Source organism: Advenella sp. S44 (genome assembly GCF_002810445.1).
Lineage (GTDB): Bacteria > Pseudomonadota > Gammaproteobacteria > Burkholderiales > Burkholderiaceae_B > Advenella.
Genome location: NZ_NEXS01000001.1, coordinates 219,278 through 236,622, shown reverse-complemented (window position 1 = coordinate 236,622; position 17,345 = coordinate 219,278). Strand labels below are relative to the sequence as shown.

Sequence of the window (17,345 nt, the reverse complement as noted above, 5' to 3'; positions counted from 1 at the left end):
TCAGCCGTGCACGATTGTGGCAGAATAGCGCAATAGACGGTAGAGACGACACTGCGATTAATGCGGTCAATGTGGCTAATGTGGCTAATGTGGCTAATGTGGCTAATGTGGCTAATGTGGTCATGCGCAGAAAGCGCGCCAAGCTATCCTGTACGCAGCGCTTACGATGGCATCGTGAATGCTGACGGACGGTCCGGGGCTTACAAGGCCGCAGGGGCGTTGATCGATTGGGGCATTTACCGCACTTGATTTTTTATCCATTCTATATTTCCATAAGAAATATTCAAATAAAAACAAATTTGTACTGGTAATATAAAATTCGTTACAACAACACCGCTTTCAGAGTATGCACGTTGATTGAGCTAAAAAATATTTATAAATCCTACGCGTCCGGCGACAAAGTCATCGAGGCGCTGTCTGGCGTCAGCCTAGACATCGCGCAGGGTGAAATTTTCGGCATTATTGGTCGCTCTGGTGCAGGCAAAAGCACCCTTATCCGCATGCTCAATCTGCTGGAGCGTCCCAGTAGCGGCAGTGTGCTGCTGCACGGACAGGACATTACCAAAATCAGTGAAGCGTCACTGCGCACCCTGCGTCATAAAATCGGCATGGTATTTCAGCACTTCAATCTGCTTACCAGCCGCACTGTTCTGCAGAATGTGGCCTTTCCGCTGCGTCTTGCAGGCATGGACAGCAAGGAAAGAACAAAGCGGGCCATGGCGTTGTTGCAGCTGGTCGGCTTGGAAGGACATGCGTACAAGTACCCCAGACAGCTTTCGGGCGGGCAACAACAGCGCGTAGGCATCGCCCGGGCACTGGCCAACGAGCCAGAGCTGCTGCTTTGTGACGAAGCCACCAGCGCCCTGGATCCGGAAACGACCCAATCCATATTGAACCTGCTGCTGGATATCAACCAGCGCTTTGGGATAACGGTGGTATTGATTACCCATAGCATGGATGTGATCCGCAGCGTCTGCGATCGCGTAGCGATCATCGACCACGGCCGCATCGCGGAATCGGGCGAGGTGCTGGACGTATTTTTGCACCCGCAACATGCGACGACTTTGTCGCTGCTTTCCGAAAGCGGAGTGGATGCCGATGGCTGGAAAGCGCTAACCGAAGGCGTGCCAGGTCATATCGTGCGCCTGACATACCGGGGCCACAGTACGGCGCAGCCTTTGCTGAGTCAGGCTAGCCGCGACCTGAACGTGAACCTGAGCATCCTGCAGGGCGCGGTCGGAAAAATCAAGGATACGCCCTACGGCCAATTGGTGCTGGCCGTCGATGCCGATCCAGCCAGCTATGCGCCGCTGGAAGCCTTTTTCCGGGCCAATCAGGTCCATTATGAGGTGTTGAGAGTATGAACTGGAGTACGCTGGACTGGCCCCTGATTGGCGAGGCCACAATCGATACACTTTTGATGACCGGCTGGTCGCTGTTGTGGACCATTGCTATCGGCCTGCCACTGGGCGTTTACCTGTTTCTGACCAGCGATCGGCAACTGCTGGCTAACAAACCCATTTACCAGTCCGTGTCACTGGTTGTAAATGTACTGCGTTCGGTGCCGTTTCTGATTCTGCTGATCGTGCTGATTCCGTTTACACGGCTCATTATGGGCAGTGCGCTCGGCGTAGGCGGGGCGATACCTCCGCTGGTGGTTGGCGCAGCCCCCTTTTTCGCGCGGCTGGTTGAGAACGTGCTGCGTGAGCTGGACCCGGGCATTTCCGAAGCGTGCCGTGCCATGGGCGCCGATTCGCGACAAACCGTGTTGTGGGCGTTGTTGCCCGAGGCCACCACAGGCATCATCAGTGCGGTGGTGGTGACCACGATCATGCTCATCAGTTATTCGGCGATGTCAGGCGTGATTGGCGGCGGCGGCCTGGGCGATCTGGCCATCCGTTTCGGGTATCAGCGCTATCAAACTGAAGTGATGATTATTACTGTGGTAATTCTGATCCTCATGGTCCAGTTGGTGCAGACCGTAGGGGATTATCTGGTTCAACATTTCAACCGAAAATAGCAATAAGGAGTATTGCAAATGAACTTAAAACGCATTCTGGGCGGCCTGCTTGTGGCCAGTTCTCTGGTCAGCTTGTCAGTCATGGCCAATGAAAAACTGAGCATTGCCGCCACGCCGGTGCCACATGCCGAACTGCTTGAGCACATCAAGCCGGCACTGGCCAAGGAAGGGGTCGATCTGACGGTTAAGGTGTTTACCGATTATGTTCAGCCCAACCAGCAGGTTGCAGATAAACAGCTGGACGCCAATTTTTTTCAGCATAAGCCTTACCTGGACACCTTCAATAAGGAAAAGGGCACAAACCTGGTTCCTGTGGGCCTGATCCATGTAGAGCCCTTTGGCGCGTACTCCAAAAAAATCAAGGCGATTTCCGAACTCAAAGACGGCGCGACTGTCGCCATCCCGAACGATCCTTCCAATGGCGCTCGCGCATTGCTGCTGCTGCAAAAGCAGGGTCTGCTCAAGCTGAAAGATCCCGCCAATTTGCTGGCAACCGCAAGGGATGTAACGGATAACACCAAGAACCTGAAATTCAAGGAACTGGAAGCGGCCACATTGCCACGCGTACTGGACGACGTCGATCTGGCGCTGATCAACACTAACTACGCGCTGGAAGCGGGATTGAATCCGACCAAAGACGCCTTGTTTATTGAAGGCGCTGATTCTCCTTATGCGAACCTGGTGGCCACCACAGAAGACAAAGCCAAGTCACCGGCTATCCAGAAGTTGATCCAGGTGCTGCAGACAGAAGATGTGAAAAAATTCATTGAAGAAAAATACAAGGGTGCGATCGTCCCTGCATTCTGATAAGCGCGCTCTACCTGTTTGAAGGACGGGGGGCTGCAGCGATGCAGCCCCGATGCGTTTGTGCGCGGTCTTTCGCGCCGGGCCAGACGCCTGTAGTAATCCGCTGTTACCCCTGCCGGAGCGCTTTGTTGCATAATCGACGTACCGCGACGGCGGCGGCCACGGCCGCTTGGCCGCCAGACGCGAGCCTCGGGTTATCAAAGGTTATAGGGAGACCCACGATTTGGCAAAAGTCATACACATCATGTTGCGCTGTCTTGATTTGGCAGCATGACGGCCTTTCTTCCGGTCGTGCCACCGTGGTGCGTTTGCGCTAGAATGCATGACATGCCTGATTGTCAGGCAGGTTTCCAGGGTCTTGCCGTTATGTGTTTGTCTGTTCTGTCTTTTCATCACCATTGTCATGTCAACGAGTGCCATCCGTCGGCTGATAATGCCGGGGCATGTCTGCCATCGGTCCATGCCGGAGTGCGCGCATGAATGACATGGTAAGTGCATTACAGGCCCTGCCCCTGCTGTGGCTTCTTGTCGTGGCCGGTGGGCTGGCGGGCGTTTTGCTATGCGCCTTGTTCATGAATTATCGACTTGCCACGGCACGGGCTCGTGCCGCCGGCCTGCAGGAGTTGCTGGCCGAGCGTGATCGCTTGCATGAGCAGGAGCAGCTGCGTCACGAACAATTGCAAACGCAATATCGAGGGCTGGATGCGCAGAAGGACGAACTGGCCAGTCAGCTGGCGGCTACGCGCAGCGATGCGATGCACGCCCAACAGCACAATGCGGTGCAGGCCGACAAGCTGGCCCGGCTGGAAACGCAATTGCGTGATCTGGAGGCGGACCGCAATGCGCTTGAAAAACAGCATATTTCGCTACAGGCAGATTACGCCTACAAGGCGCAAAGCCTGGATGCCATGCGCGCGCAGTTTGAAGCGTCCCGGGAACAGCTGAGCACCGAGTTTCGCAATTTGGCTTCACGCATCTTCGAGGAAAAGGAACAGGCGTTCTCGCGTAACAGCCGCCAGTCTATCGAAGGGCTGCTGCAACCTTTGCGTGAGCAGATTGACCGGTTTCAGACCCGCGTCAATGAAGTGCATGACCAGTCGCTGCAGGGGCATAGCCTGTTACGCTCGCAAATTGGCCAGTTGATGGATATGGGCATGAAAATGACCCACGATGCGCAGGCGCTGGCGCGTGCGCTCAAGGGCGATAAAAAGGCCCTTGGCAATTGGGGCGAGATGCAATTGGAAAGCGCGCTGGAGGCGGCCGGCCTGCACAAGGGCGCCCATTTCGATACCCAGGTGCTGTTTCGCAGCGAGGACGGTCGCGCCAACTACCCGGATTTCATCGTCTTGTTGCCCGATGGCAAGAAAATCGTGCTCGACAGCAAAGTCTCGCTGGTGTCCTATGAACAGGCCGTCAACGCCACCGAAGAGCAGGCGCGGCAAACGTTCCTGGATGCGCATTTGCGCGCCGTGCGCTCGCATATCGATCAGCTTGCCGCCAAGGATTATACGGCGCTGGAAGGAATGAAGAGTCCGGGTTTTGTACTGATGTTCATGCCGATTGAAGGCGCCTATATCGAGGCCCTGCGACATGCCCAGAATATTTTCCAATACGGGTACGAGCGCGGCGTGATTCTGGTATCACATACGACATTGATGCCGATTTTGCGTACCGTGTCTTACTTATGGATGATGGCCGATAGTAATGAACAGGCGCAGGCAATTGGGGAGCGGGCCAGCGATGTCTACAACCAGGTGGCCAGGGTGGCCGAGCACCTGAGTAAACTGGGTGGCACCATTGGCACGCTAAGCACGCATTACAACGCCGTTGTCCGCAGTTTTGCAGGCAACCAGGGACTAACGGGCAAGGTGGATCGCTTCCAGAGTCTATCGGCCAAGGCCAGCAAGACAATGCCGGCATTGCAGCCGATCAACACCGAAGTCGACGTGCACCGCCTTTCCGGCATGTCCGAAAAGGCGTCAGCTGCAACTGCTGATGCTGCTGCTGCCCAAAAGCCCCGGATGCCGTCTGACGCATCGGGCAATGATGATCACAGCGACAACGGCGACAACAGCGATAACAATGGCAATAGCGGCAACGCGGATCACACCGATAATATCGATAACGTCGTTAGCAACCCCAGCAACCCCAGCAACCCCAGCAACCCCAGCAATACCGACAGCACCGACAATACCAGCAGCACCAGCAGCAGCACCAGCAGCAAAACCGACGGTCCGGGCGCGATCGTGATGTCTGCCGCGTTACCCGAAAACGAATTGCCTGCTTCGGCAACGGCTAAGCCGGCGACCGCTACGCCACCAATCACACGCAACTGAATGGCTTGGGGGCCGGCAGGCCTGGTCCGCGAATAAAACGCCTGAGCCTGGAAAAGCGTTCATTCTGGCCGGCAAAAACTGGGCCCTAGCGGGCAGCTTGCTCCCGTGCAAGTCGCTGCACGGCGCGAAACAGTCTCTCGCACCCTTGTACAATCTGCTGTGGCGAGCTCATGGTAAAGCTTAAGCGAAACGCCTGGGGGTCAGGCTGTTCTGCATAAAAGGCGCTACCCGGAACAAACATGACGTTCTCCTCGATGGCCAGCGGCAGAAGCGCAGTGGCATCCAGGCCATCGTGCAGGCGTCCCCAAAGGAACATGCCGCCTTCGGGTTCGAGCAGCGTCAGGTGACTGCCGAAGTGTTGCCGTAGCGAATCAATCATCAGCCGTGCGCGTTCGCCATAAGACGAGGAAATGGTTGGCAGATGGGCGCCGTACCGGCCAGAGTCCAGGTAATGGGCGGCCACTGCCTGCAGATAGGGCGCGGAACACAGGTCATCCACCTGCTTGGCCAGCACACAACGTCGCAGAATATCGGCATGCGCCCGCATCCAGCCCAGACGCAGGCCCGGCGCAATAATTTTTGACAGGCTGGACAGATACACGATCTGGTCGGCCACGGCGGTATCCTGAGCCAGCCCGGCAAGCGTGGGAACGGGCGTCCCGCCAAAGCGCAGCTCTCCATAAGGGTCGTCCTCTATCAGTACGCAGGACGAGCCCAGAAGAAGATCCAGCAATTGGCGTCTACCTTGCAGATTGATGGTCGCGCCGGTGGGATTGGCAAAGGTCGGAACCAGATAGAGCAGTTTTGGCTGATGTTGCTTTAACACGGTAGTCAGTTCCGCCAGATCCGGACCTTGGGTGCCGCTGGCAACGGTGACAATCTGCGCGCCTGCCAGGCGTAGCCCCTGCAAAGCCGCAGGGTAAGTGGGGCGCTCTACGACTACCGTATCGCCGGGCTCAATGAAGGCGCGCAACAGCAGGTCAAAGCCTTGTTGAGAACCACTGGTCACCATCACCTGTTCGGCATCGGTCGCAATCTCACGCTCGGTACTCAGCCTGGCAAACGATTCACGCAGCGCGGGCCAGCCTTCGGTTGCGCCGTATGACAGCGTCGTGCCAGGATTGCGGGCGATAGCTTCCAGTGAGTTTTGCAGGCCGGCCACATCGAACAGCTCGGGTGCGGGATAGCCGCCGGCAAACGAAATCATGCCCGGTTGCGACAGATAGCGAAACAGTTCGCGGATGGGCGAGCCTTTGACCTGCGCAAAGGGTTCAGCAAAGCGGAAGGTAAATGCCATAAGATTAGAATGCCTTGGCCGTCACTCTTCGCCGAAGCGGATGCCCTGTGCCAGCGGCAATTCGCGTGAATAGTTCACAGTGTTAGTGGCACGCCGCATATATACTTTCCATGCATCGGAGCCAGACTCGCGGCCGCCCCCGGTTTCTTTCTCGCCACCGAAGGCGCCGCCGATCTCTGCACCGGAGGTGCCGATGTTCACATTTGCAATACCGCAATCGGAACCTGATGCAGACATAAACTGCTCCGCCTCGCGCAGGTCGGTGGTAAATACGGCAGAAGACAGACCCTGGGGTACGTCATTTTGCATCTCAATCGCCTCTTCGAACTTGTCGTAGCTCATGATGTACAGGATAGGCGCAAAGGTTTCATGGCGTACCACCTCGGTCTGCTTGGGCATTTGCACGATGGCCGGATTCACGTAGAACGCATCGGGGAAACGGTCGTCAAGCGCGCGCGTGCCGCCCGTTACCGTGCCACCCTGTTCAGCAGCCTGGACCAGCGCCTGTTGCATGGCGTCGAAGGCCGCTTTGTCAATCAGAGGGCCGACCAGCGTGCCCGAATCTAGCGGATTGCCGATGGTGGCCGACGCATAGGCTTTTTTCAGGCGATTGGTCAGCTCCTGTACAACCTCGCGATGTGCGATGATGCGGCGGGTAGACGTGCACCGCTGGCCGCAAGTGCCAATAGCGCCGAACAGAATGCCGCGCACCGCCAGATCCAGGTCGGCAGACTGGCTGACGATAATGGCATTGTTGCCGCCCAGCTCCAGCAGGCTGCGCCCAAAGCGTGCCGCGACTCGCGGACCGACCTCGCGGCCCATGCGGGTGGAACCGGTGGCCGATACCAGTGCGACCTTGGGGCTGTCTACCAGCACCTGGCCAACATCGCGTTGGCCGATAACCAACTGGGCCAGATGGGCCGGCGCGTCACCAAAGCGTTTGAGGGCGCGTTCGAACAGTGCCTGGGTTGCCATCGCCGTCAATGGTGTTTTTTCCGAAGGCTTCCAGATCACCGCATTGCCGCAAACCAGTGCCAGAGCGGTATTCCAGGACCAAACGGCGACCGGAAAGTTGAAGGCTGTAATCACGCCGACCACGCCGACTGGATGCCAGGTTTCCATCATGCGGTGTCCGGGCCGTTCGGAGGCGATCGTCAGGCCATACAACTGACGTGAAAGACCGACTGCGAAATCACAAATGTCGATCATCTCCTGGACTTCGCCTTCGCCTTCCGCAGTGATTTTGCCCGCTTCCACCGACACCAGACGGCCCAGGGCCGCCTTGTGCTCGCGCAGCTCTTGACCCAGCAGCCGGATCAGCTCGCCGCGTCGCGGTGCCGGCACATTGCGCCATGCCTTCTGGGCGGCCACCGCCTGGTCAATGGCTTGCGTTGTCTGCTGTGCCGTGTGCTGCGTGACATCGGCGATGCGCGCACCGTCTATGGGCGAGTGAACCGGCAGTGAGCCACCGGTGACCGATTCCTGGGCGATGCCCAACGCGCTGAGTAATTCCTTGACTGAGTCCATTTTCAGTTTCCTTTTTGCCGGCCGGACCGGGGTAGTGATATGGTAACGATTCACACCTTGATGGCAGAATCGAAAATGTTAATAATTGCCAACATACGCCAAGCAGACTGTGTTGGCGAAAATTCTGTCTTATATGCTATTGTTAACACAACAAAAAATATTGCAAATGAAACTTCAAGCACCGTTCACTATTACGTGTGAAAAAGGGTGCGGAATGATTGCACTATGCCAGCAGTATGCCTGTAATAGTGCTTGCGGTAACGCCCGCGGTAATGCCTGCAATGCTTAAAGTCACGCCCGCCCGATGCTTGCAATGCATACAGTAATGCCTGTTATACACCCTGTTGTGCTCGCTATACTTGCGTAGCGTACCGCTATCTTTTCTTAAAGTCAAAAAATTTCTTAAAGGAAATTTAACACTAAAGGAGGCTCCGTCCCATTCGTATTTTCCCTGTTGATCTGCGCGGATAATCGCCGGCCCCCTGTTGCCGCCGCAGGCGATAGCACGACAGTGGCATAAATGTTGCTCTGAAACCCTGCACAATCAGTTAACAAAGGAAACAGTTTTATGGCTCCCAAGTTTTATAACGAGATATGGCTGCAAGAGGCAAACAACAAGCCAGTTGCGCGCAAGCATTATGAAGAATACCTGGCGTGGCTGGACCAGCAGGAAGAAGATCTGCTGACCAACAAGCGCGAAGAGGCCGAGGCGCTGTTTCAGCAGGTGGGGATTACGTTCTCGGTATACGGCGATGGCGATGCCACGGAACGGACGATACCGTTCGATATCATTCCCCGCGTGTTTCCTGCTGCTGAGTGGAATGACCTGCAACGCGGCGTCGAGCAGCGCGTACGCGCCCTGAACATGTTTCTGCATGACGTCTATCACGACAAAGACATGATTCGCGCAGGGCTTATTCCTGCCGACCTGATTATCAACAATTCCCAGTACCGTCCCGAAATGGTCGGGCTAGACGTGCCGCAGCGCACGTATGCGCACATCGCGGGCATCGATATCGTACGCGCCGGCGAGGGCGAACTGTACGTGCTTGAGGACAATCTGCGGGTGCCTTCCGGTGTGAGTTATATGCTGGAAAACCGCAAGATGATGATGCGGCTGTTCCCGGATTTGTTCAGCAAAATCAAGGTGACGCCCATCGCGCACTATCCCGATCTGCTGCTGGAAACGCTCATCGAGTCTGCGCCCGAGGGCATAGATAAGCCCACCATCGTGGTGCTCACGCCTGGCATGTACAACTCGGCGTATTTTGAACATACATTCCTTGCCCAGCAAATGGGGATAGAGCTGGTCGAAGGCAAGGATTTGTTCGTCAAGGATGATTATGTCTATATGCGAACCACACAGGGCCCGCAGCGCGTGGACGTGATGTATCGACGCCTGGATGACGATTTTCTGGATCCCGAAGTCTTCCGTAAGGACTCGTCGCTGGGCGTGGCCGGACTGATGCGGGCATATAAGGCGGGTAATCTGACACTGTGCAATGCCATAGGAACCGGCATTGCCGATGACAAGTCGGTCTATCCGTATGTCACCGAAATGATCCGCTTTTATCTTGGGGAGAAGCCGCTGCTGGACAATGTCCCCACCTATATGTGCCGCAACGAGCAAGACAAGGCTTACGTGCTTGCCAATATGAAAGAGCTGGTTATCAAGGAAACACATGGCGCCGGCGGATACGGCATGCTGATCGGGCCGGCGGCAAGCCGCGCGGAACTGGCCAGGTTCGAGCAACTCATCAAGGAAGACCCGGCCAAATATATTGCTCAGCCCACCCTGGCGTTGTCGACCTGCCAGACCTTCGTGGACGCGGGAGTGGCTCCGCGCCATGTGGACCTGCGCCCGTTTGTGCTCTCGGGCAAGACGATCCGCATGACTGCGGGCGGGCTGACCCGTGTGGCATTGAAGGAGGGTTCACTGGTGGTCAATTCGTCGCAAGGGGGCGGCACCAAGGATACCTGGGTGATCAACCGGCGCGACTAGAAGAATGTGGCGGACCAGCCGGGGGCACCGGTGGTCGTGGTTGATGCCATGATACCAGGACGCGGTGCAGCCAGGCAATATCGTTGAATGAAAAATAAGGAACACGCATGTTAAGTCGTACTGCCGATCATATTTACTGGATGTCCCGTTATCTGGAACGGGCGGAAAATACCGTGCGCCTACTTGAAGTGTGTTACCAGACCACGCTGATGACCAATGATGAAGAACATTCGGACTATAGCTGGCGCAGTGTGCTGGCGACGCTGGAAACGCTGGACAAGTACGAAGAAGAATATGGCGCAATCAGTGCCGGCCATGTGATCGATTTTGTGGTCAACAGCAAGCGCTATACATCGTCCATCGCCTCGTGCATCCGGCAGGCGCGCGAAAACGTGCGAGCGATCCGCGGCACAGTGACTTCAGAACTCTGGGAGACAATCAACTTCACCTGGCTGGAGATGAACAGGTTGCTCAAAACGCCGGTGTTGGCGACCAATCCGACCCGGTTTTTTGAGTGGATCAAGACCCGTTCCCTGCAAACCCTGGGAGCGCAGGAAGGCACCATGCTGCGCAATGAAACGTACAATTTCATGCGTCTGGGCACCTACCTGGAGCGCGCGGACAATACGGCGCGCATGCTGGAAATCCGTTTTTACCTGGAAAATGCGGCCGACGATAAGCGCAAGCTGGTCACGCAGCTTTATCACTGGACTGCTGTGCTGCGCTCGCTCTCGGGACTGGAAATCTATCGCCAGGTATTTCGCGAAACCGTCGACCCCAAGCGCGTGATTGAACTGATCGTGCTGCACCCGGACATGCCGCATTCCCTGGCTCACTCCTCGCGCGAGTTGCTGGCCCATTTGCAACACGTGCGCAATGCCAAGTCCAATGAAACCTTGCGCCTTGCCGGGCGTCTGGATGCGGACCTGCGCTATACGACCATCGATGAAATTTTCAAGGCCGGACTGCACGACTGGCTGACCCGGTATCTGGAGAAAATGGAGGTGATCGGGCAGGGCATCACCGATGACTTTCTGTGGCAGCCGGTGCAGTAAGATCTGCGAAAAACCGGAGCGAGTCCAGCAGCCGCCGGTCTGTGTGGTGCAAGTACATCGTTGCCGGTGTATAGTGAAAGCAATCGTAGGCGTTCTATCGAAATTGCGTACAATGACCTATTGTAAAGTCATCCACAATGGTTGCATGGACGTTTCCCTTGATCAATTACTAGGCCCCTCCCCGGACGGCGCTTTTTCCGAACTGCGCGACTCGTCTGCACGCCTGGCGCCCGAGTGGGATTATGTGCTCTCGGCGCTCAAAAACCTGGCCCCCGATGACCTCAAGGGCTTTCTGGCGTACATCACCGAAAATATTCAGAACCGCGGCAGCATCTACAATGCCTATAGCGAAGACGGTACAGCCGTGCCCTGGGAATCGCTTAGTGTTATTCCATATGTGATATCAGCGCAGGAATGGGACTTTATCGAGCAGGCGGTGGTGCAGCGCGCGACCGTGATCAACGATACGCTGCGCGATATTTATGGCCCCCAGAAACTGATTCGCCACGGGCTGGTCCCGCCCTCGCTCATATTCGGCCAGCGCGGCTTTCTATGGCCCTGCATCAATGCCCAGGACCCCGGCAAGCACCATCTTCATATGTATGCTGTGGACATTGCCCGCGACGAGACAGGACAGTGGCGGGTGCTGAAGGACCGGACACAGGGTCCGCTAGGCGCCGGCTATGCGCTGCAGAACCGCCAGATCATGAGTACGGCGCTACCTGCGCTGTTCAACCAGTTGCGGGTCAGCCCGCAAGCCGATTATTTCCGTGTCCTGCGCCAGACGCTGCTGACCGGTGTGGCAGTCGATGCCGACGATACCGTCACGGTGCTGCTCTCGCCCGGCCCCAAGCATCCCGCGTATTTTGAACATGTGTTTCTGGCCCGGCAGATGGGCGTGCCGATTACCGAGAGTCTTGACCTGACGGTACGCAACGATGTCCTTTACCTGAAAACCCTGCGCGGGCTGCAGCGAGTGCATGTGGTATTGCGTCGCCTGGAAGATAGCGAATGTGATCCCATGGAGCTTTTCGGCTGCGATTACCCGGGTATCCCTGGGCTGTTGCAGGCGATCCGCTCGGGCAACGTGGCCGTATGCAACGCACTGGGTTCCGGCGTGCTGGAATCGGCGGGCATTCTGGAGTTTCTTCCCGGCATTTGTGAGCATCTGCGCGGCGAGCCTTTGCTCATGAATTCGCTACGCAGCTGGTGGTGCGGCAACGAGGCCAATCTGTCCTATGCCCGCGAACACTTTGATTCACTCATGTTTAAATCCAGTTTTTCTTCGATGCGCGCTAGCCCGCAATACGCGCCCGATCTGGATGCGGCGCAGCGCCAGGCCCTGCTGGAGCGATTGCAAATCAGCCCGCGATCGCTGGTTGCGCACGAGGTGATCCCGCTGGCGGGTATCCCGGAAATAGATCTTGAATCCGGGCAACTGCAGATGCGCCGCTTCACCATGCGGGTATTTGCTGCGCTCACGCCTGATGGCTCGTACGAGGTCATGCGCGGCGGTGTGGTGCGAGTGGAAGATAGAAGCAATACACCCGTGCTGTCTTCACGTAACCGGCAGATCAACAAGGATTTATGGGTATGTAGCGTGGCCCGCGCTGCGGCGCCCTCGGTCGTGACCGTGCCGCCGGCGCGTGGCACGGCCCGGGTTGCCCCACGCGCCGTAGAGGCGAGGCCGCTGACACTTGAGCAATTGCTGGCGGCGCATACGACCACGCCGGCACGCATCGGAGAAAATCTGTTCTGGATGGGGCGCTATGGCATCCGCACCGAGCATTCGGTACTCTTGTTGCGCACCATCATCCGCAACCTGACCGAGCGCATGACCGAAAAAGAGACGCTGATTACGCTGCTATACAAACTTGGCGCACATCTGCATATACTGGCTGCGCCTTCGGAACAAGACATCGGCGCCGATGACACCTACGATCTTAATTTCATTCGTCGTCAGCTTGGACTATCCCTCGCGCCGTCATCGCGCGCTGGCGCCCTGAGCAATAATGTGAACTATCTGCATCAGTGCGCATTCAATATACGGGAAAAGCTCTCCCTGGATGTCTGGTGGGTGGTCAATAACATGCCTGCCTATCTGGGGGCCACTGAACTGGATCTGACTGTGGTGCAGCAACGCATACAGGAGCTGTTTGCCAGCTGTTCCATTCTGTCCGGCTTCACGCACGAGCAAATGACCCGAGATGAGGGCTGGAGCTTTTTGCTGCTTGGACGCCTGATCGAAAAACTGGGTCGCATGAACGATACGCTTGGCTTTTTCTTGCGGCAAAGCGAACACGACAAAACCATTATGCTCGAATCGCTGCTGGAAATCGCATATAGCATTGTCACCTATCGCGCGCGCTATCATCGGGAAGAAGAAATGCTGGCGGTACTGTATCTGCTGGTGTTCGATCGCAGCAATCCGTATTCGCTTCGTTACCTTTGCCAGAGCCTGCTGGATAACAGCGCAGCATTCAATGTCCACGAAGCGCAAAGCAGACAGATCCTGCAGACGGTTGTGAGCGATATGGATGCGATTGACCTTGCCCCATTTGTCGTCGGCACGCCGGCAGCCGAGCAGATTTACACGCAGCTGTCCCAGGTGTGTGCGGATATTTCTTACGGGCTGTCGATCTATGCCAACAGCATCAGCCATCAATATTTCCTTGTTACCGACACCATATCGAGCGATACCGGTCTTGAGACGGTGAACAAGGACTTCCTGTGATGGTGACGTATCACATTCAGCATGATACGAAATACGACTACCATTCGTCGGTGACCCAGTCACGCCAGATCCTGCGTCTGTCGCCCCGTATCCTGCCGTGGCAGGTGCCTGAGTCGCACGTTATCGATATTGATCCGTATCCGGACAGGATCGATTTTCTGGTGGACTGCTTTGGCAATCCTCTGCAATATTTCACGCTGATGAGTGATCACAACAGGCTGTCGGTGCGCGCGCATTCGGTGGTCAATCTGAGCCACCGCCGCTTGCCGGATGCTGACAATACGCCTGCCTGGGAAGAGGTGGTCAGCCATTTGAGCTATGTGCCCGGCAAGACGTTTCTGCCCTATGATTTCGAAGCCACGCAGTTTCGCTTTGAATCCAATCACATCCGACTGCTGCCGGACATTGCTCATTGGGCGCGCCAGGTTATCACGCCAGGCATGCCGGTGCTGGCCGCGGTGCAGGCGTTGCAAACCCGCATCTTCAACGAATTTGCTTTTGACCCACAAGCGACAACGATTTCCACGCCGGTTGCCGAGGTATTCCAGAAGCGCCGCGGCGTTTGTCAGGATTTTGCGCACTTTATGATTTCCTGCCTGCGCGCCATTGGCCTGGCGGCGCGGTACGTGAGCGGATACTTGCTGACCCATCCGCCGGCCGGTCAGCCGCGCCTGATCGGGGCCGATGCGTCGCACGCCTGGGTCTCTGTCTATATTCCGGGTCATGGCTGGATTGATTCGGATCCAACCAATAACGTATTTCCGAATCTGGAACACATCACCCTTTGCTGGGGCCGTGACTTTTCTGACGTATCGCCCATTCGGGGCATGATGTACGGAAGTAGTGCACACGATCTGCAAACCTCCGTGACTGTGATGCCCCAAAGCGAGATGCCGCGATAATTCTTGTGCGATGGCGGCGCTATTTCAATTGTGGTAATCAGGTTTTTCCTGTCGGAATGATTGCACTAAGGGTTTTCCATAGGCAAAAAGGTGGCGCGCTTTACGCTGCAAGCTATTGATTTAAAAAATAAAAAAATAGACCTCAAAAATTTCATGTTTAAAGTAAAAATACTTATTGACGAATTTTTTTTCTTATGAGAATTTAGATATATGTCTGGATTTCTCGTGGAAAATTTGGTGTGAATAGTCAATATGATGTCGTGATCGTTGGTGGTGCAGCCACAGGCAGCTCGCTCGCCTATTTCCTGAGTGCATCGGCTTCTTTCGACGGGTCAATCCTGGTTATTGAAAAAGACGCCAGTTATCAGAAGTGTGCCACGGCGTTGTCGGCCGCTTCCATTCGGCATCAGTTTTCCACGCCCGAAAATATCCAGCTATCACAGTTTGGTACCCAATTTTTGCGCAACATCGGCAACACATTGGCGGTCGATGGGGAACGACCAGACGTGGGCTTTCAGGAAAAAGGCTATCTGTTTCTCTCAACGCCGGGCGGCGAAGCTGTCATGCGGCAGAACAATGCGCTGCAGCGCGGTCTGGGGTCCGACATTGTTTTGAAAACGCCTGCGCAGCTCACGGCCAGGTGGCCCTGGCTGAACGTCAGCGATCTGGCGCTTGGCTCGTATGGCGTGACAGGCGAGGGCTGGCTTGATGCCTATGGCATGATGCGCGCCTTCCGTCGCAAGGCCATCGCCCAGGGCGTCACTTATCTTGAAGATGAAGTTGTAGCCATCAATAAAAGCGGCAGCAAGATTGCCGGCGTCTCGCTCAAAAGCGGCCGGCAAATCGCTTGCGACACGCTGGTCAATGCGGCCGGCACGGGGGCGGCGGCGCTCTCGGCGCAAGTGGGCGTCACGCTGCCGCAAGAGAGCCGCAAGCGCTGCGTCTTTTATTTCACCTGTCCCGAAAAAATCGTCGACTGCCCCATGGTTATCGATCCGAGCGGCGCCTATTTTCATCCTGAAGGCGCCGGCTTTATCGGTGGCATCCAGCCGCCTGCCGAACAGGATCCCGAATGCTTCGACTACGACGTGACGCACAATCTGTTCGATGAACTGCTGTGGCCGACCCTGGCTGCGCGCGTGCCTGCGTTCGAGGCGCTGCGCTGCGAGCACGCATGGGCGGGGCATTACGATTACAACACCTTCGACCAGAACGTGATTCTTGGGTACCATCCCGATGTTGAAAATATGGTTTACGCTAATGGTTTCAGCGGACATGGTATGCAACAATCACCCGCTGTTGGTCGCGGGCTAGCCGAGCTTATCGAGTTTGGAAAGTATCGAAGTCTGGATCTCTCACGCATGGGATGGGAGCGTGTCTTAAACAATCAGCCCATTGTGGAACAAAATGTTTGGTAGTGGTGGTAAGTCGTGTGGCCGGCGTGTGCCTGTCGCAAATTCATAATTGGTTTTGCTTCGTGCAGGACCCATGCTAGTCGATCAGGAGAAAAGCATGAATAAAATGTTGAACAGAATTATTCTGGCCTCCGCGCTTACCGCTGCCTTCGGCACGCCGGCGCTGGCCGCAGATGAAATCAAAATCGGCCTGGGTGCGCCCATGACCGGCGGTAGCGCGGCATTCGGCAAGCAATTGCAGACGGGCGCGCAAGCAGCCATAGACGCAATCAATGCCAAGGGTGGAGTCAACGGCAAGCAGCTCAAACTGGTGACGGTTGATGACGCTTGTGATCCCAAGCAGGCTGTTGCGGCTGCCAACCGCCTGGTCGATCAGGAAAAAGTGACTGCCGTGGTAGGACACTTCTGCTCGTCCAGCACGATTCCTGCGTCAGAAATCTATGACGAAGCCAATATTCTGAATGTGACGCCGGCCTCTACCAACCCACGCGTTACAGAGCGCGAATTGACCACCATCCTGCGTACCTGCGGTCGCGATGATCAGCAGGGCGAAGTGGATGCGCAGTTCATGAAAGAGGTACTCAAGGTCAAGCGCGTTGCGATCATCAATGACAAGGACACTTACGGTGTGGGCCTTGCCAATGCCACGCGCGATGCGGCCAAGAAGCTCGATATCGAGGTGGTGCTTGAAGATGGTGTGACACGCGGCGAACGCGACTATAACGCGCTGGTCACCAAGATCAAGGGCGCCAACGTAGATGCCGTCTTCTTCGGCGGCCTGTATGCCGAGGCTGGTGTACTGGTCAAGCAAATGCGTCAGCAGGGCCTGAAAATTCCCTTCATTTCTGATGATGGTATTGCCGACCCGGCCTTTATCACGGCAGCCGGCGGCATGCAGAATGCCGAAGGCGTGTATATGAGCTTTCTGAAAGATCCACGTAATGATCCGGCCTCCAAGGGTGTGGTCGATGAGCTGAAAAAATCCGGCAGTGATGCAGAAGGCTTTACGCTGTATTCCTATGCAGCGGTTCAAGCCGTGGCAGCGGCGCTGGCAGCCAATCAGGATGAAATCGATGGCACCAAGCTGGCCGACTGGCTCAAGAACAATCCGGTTGAAACGGTAACCGGCAATAAGGGCTGGGACGAAAAGGGTGATCTCAATTCCAACGATTTCGTCCTGTATGTATGGAACAAAGAAGGCAAGTACGTCGAGTACAAGCAATAAGTTCCCGAACATGACGGCGCACCTG

Annotated in this window: 12 protein-coding genes; 10 read left to right on the top strand and 2 right to left on the bottom strand. The window is 56.1% G+C overall.

What is annotated here, in order from left to right; genetic code table 11:
• Positions 1–353 precede the first annotated feature (353 nt).
• The 4 genes from CAP48_RS01090 to rmuC all read left to right on the top strand — a co-directional run bounded on the left by CAP48_RS01090 (position 354) and on the right by rmuC (position 5,163).
• Positions 354–1,364 (top strand): methionine ABC transporter ATP-binding protein, encoded by a 1,011-nt coding sequence (locus CAP48_RS01090; protein WP_100694176.1) that lies wholly within the window; start codon positions 354–356, stop codon positions 1,362–1,364.
• A complete protein-coding gene (locus CAP48_RS01085) occupies positions 1,361–2,020 on the top strand; it encodes a methionine ABC transporter permease (protein ID WP_100694175.1) in 660 nt (219 codons plus the stop codon). Before CAP48_RS01090 ends, CAP48_RS01085 begins: the two co-directional genes overlap by 4 nt.
• Positions 2,021–2,038: 18 nt before the next feature.
• Positions 2,039–2,827: a MetQ/NlpA family ABC transporter substrate-binding protein gene (locus CAP48_RS01080; protein WP_100694174.1), complete on the top strand. Its 789-nt coding sequence runs from the start codon at positions 2,039–2,041 to the stop codon at positions 2,825–2,827.
• A 476-nt stretch (positions 2,828–3,303) separates the two neighbouring features.
• On the top strand, positions 3,304–5,163 hold the full coding sequence (gene rmuC, locus CAP48_RS01075) for a DNA recombination protein RmuC (RefSeq protein ID WP_161495172.1): 1,860 nt from the start codon (positions 3,304–3,306) through the stop codon (positions 5,161–5,163).
• A gap of 85 nt (positions 5,164–5,248) precedes the next feature.
• Here rmuC and CAP48_RS01070 read toward each other — a convergent pair whose 3' ends face one another.
• Both CAP48_RS01070 and CAP48_RS01065 read right to left on the bottom strand, forming a co-directional pair.
• Positions 5,249–6,460: a PLP-dependent aminotransferase family protein gene (locus CAP48_RS01070; RefSeq protein WP_100694172.1), complete on the bottom strand. Its 1,212-nt coding sequence runs from the start codon at positions 6,458–6,460 to the stop codon at positions 5,249–5,251.
• A gap of 21 nt (positions 6,461–6,481) precedes the next feature.
• The gene (locus tag CAP48_RS01065; protein ID WP_100694171.1) at positions 6,482–7,987 is read right to left on the bottom strand and encodes an aldehyde dehydrogenase family protein; all 1,506 of its coding nucleotides are present in this window, start codon (positions 7,985–7,987) and stop codon (positions 6,482–6,484) included.
• 568 nt (positions 7,988–8,555) lie between these two features.
• Between CAP48_RS01065 and CAP48_RS01060 the strand changes: the two genes are divergently transcribed.
• The 6 genes from CAP48_RS01060 (at position 8,556) to CAP48_RS01035 (ending at position 17,320) form a co-directional block, all read left to right on the top strand.
• The gene (locus CAP48_RS01060) at positions 8,556–9,989 is read left to right on the top strand and encodes a circularly permuted type 2 ATP-grasp protein (RefSeq protein ID WP_100694170.1); all 1,434 of its coding nucleotides are present in this window, start codon (positions 8,556–8,558) and stop codon (positions 9,987–9,989) included.
• Positions 9,990–10,096: 107 nt separating this feature from the next.
• A complete protein-coding gene (locus tag CAP48_RS01055; protein WP_100694169.1) occupies positions 10,097–11,044 on the top strand; it encodes an alpha-E domain-containing protein in 948 nt (315 codons plus the stop codon).
• A 145-nt stretch (positions 11,045–11,189) separates the two neighbouring features.
• Positions 11,190–13,778, top strand: a complete 2,589-nt coding sequence (locus tag CAP48_RS01050) for a circularly permuted type 2 ATP-grasp protein (RefSeq protein WP_161495171.1) — start codon at positions 11,190–11,192, stop codon at positions 13,776–13,778.
• On the top strand, positions 13,778–14,680 hold the full coding sequence (locus CAP48_RS01045) for a transglutaminase family protein (RefSeq protein ID WP_100694167.1): 903 nt from the start codon (positions 13,778–13,780) through the stop codon (positions 14,678–14,680). Before CAP48_RS01050 ends, CAP48_RS01045 begins: the two co-directional genes overlap by 1 nt.
• 239 nt (positions 14,681–14,919) lie before the next feature.
• Positions 14,920–16,098, top strand: coding sequence for an FAD-binding oxidoreductase (locus CAP48_RS01040; protein WP_100694166.1), 1,179 nt, complete (start codon positions 14,920–14,922; stop codon positions 16,096–16,098).
• Between the two features lie 94 nt (positions 16,099–16,192).
• Positions 16,193–17,320, top strand: coding sequence for a branched-chain amino acid ABC transporter substrate-binding protein (locus CAP48_RS01035; protein ID WP_100694165.1), 1,128 nt, complete (start codon positions 16,193–16,195; stop codon positions 17,318–17,320).
• Positions 17,321–17,345 lie beyond the last annotated feature (25 nt).